Source organism: Phocaeicola faecicola (genome assembly GCF_013618865.1).
In the GTDB taxonomy this organism is placed as follows: domain Bacteria; phylum Bacteroidota; class Bacteroidia; order Bacteroidales; family Bacteroidaceae; genus Phocaeicola; species Phocaeicola faecicola.
Window position 1 is genome coordinate 1 of record NZ_JABSOE010000152.1, and the last position, 1,125, is coordinate 1,125.

At 42.4% G+C, this 1,125-nt stretch carries 1 protein-coding gene and 1 pseudogene; one reads left to right on the top strand and one right to left on the bottom strand.

Annotated features, from left to right (window positions below):
• Positions 1 to 368, top strand: a 368-nt coding sequence (locus H3001_RS19930) for a hypothetical protein (protein WP_219915899.1), incomplete at its 5' end; no start/stop codon positions are given.
• A 261-nt stretch (positions 369 to 629) separates the two neighbouring features.
• Here H3001_RS19930 and H3001_RS19605 read toward each other — a convergent pair.
• Positions 630 to 990, bottom strand: a pseudogene (locus H3001_RS19605) (ISAon1 family transposase N-terminal region protein).
• Positions 991 to 1,125: the final 135 nt, after the last annotated feature.

Here is a 1,125-nt window from a genome sequence, read left to right on the forward strand (position 1 = left end):
AAGATAAAAGCATTCAGGGCATCATTCAGAGGAGTCGTGGATACAAGATTCTTTCTCTTCAGGCTAGCCAATGTATATGCTTAAAAAGATTACTATTGTTAATCCCCCAAGATTTTATACTGAGCCCTTTCTTTATATCCGGATACTCCCTGAACAGGATACCGGCACAGGCACGCTGTAATTCGGTCCATAACCCTCATGTCCTGAACGGCTTCATAAGCGAGCTTCTATACATGGAAACAGTCCGCAACACGACGGGCGGCAGGAAAGCAGATACGGGCTATTTGTTCCATATTGAGCCATATCAAGTGTTATTTCCCCTATCTGAAAGTGCTTGCGTCTGGAAAGTTTCAGAAGGATGGATATAACAGTCTTTACGTCAGTGCCTTTTATGATGGCGATAATACCTCCAGCAGCTCTTCTTTTCTCCTTGTTTATCAATATGGTATATAAATTCACCGCGCGAAAGACACACTTCATCTATACCTACGTATGCTCCGATGTTTTTCTCAAACAGAACCCATTCTTCTGCATGTGGGAGTTGGGGCCGTTTCAAATATCCGCTCAGATGATTACGATACTACCTTTCAAGAAGGTCACCGTCAATACCGAACAGAGTTCCCAAAAGCTTACAGCTGACAGGAAGCGTATTGATATAACTCTTTTAAAAAAGACGCTAATTCCTGCGTCATCGGCTGCCTTGAGCAACCAGTTTCCAATTACGGCTTACATAGCGGTCCCATCCTTTAAAACCCATCGGTGGCGACGGATGTTTAGAAATATCTTCTTGCCGCGGATTGAAAAGTCTTGTACGGTTATCGGACCATAAAAGCCCTTGCTCTCAACTTTGCTCTCAGAGTACTCTTTCAGAACTTCATTCTTCCCTTCAAGGCAGATTGGTATTTCAGTACTGCCTTCCTTTGCATCTGATATGTTGAAATAATCAAGAACGCCTTCCCAAAGAAGGAGACGATAACCGCTCGTTTTTATTATATATTATTTTTGTTATGTAGGTCGGCGGCATTGCTGCCGCTTTCCCCATTAAGAACTGTACGTGCGACTTTCACCGCATACAGCTCCGATAATTCTAAATTTAATTCTCATAAAATTAAATCGGCTCATAAT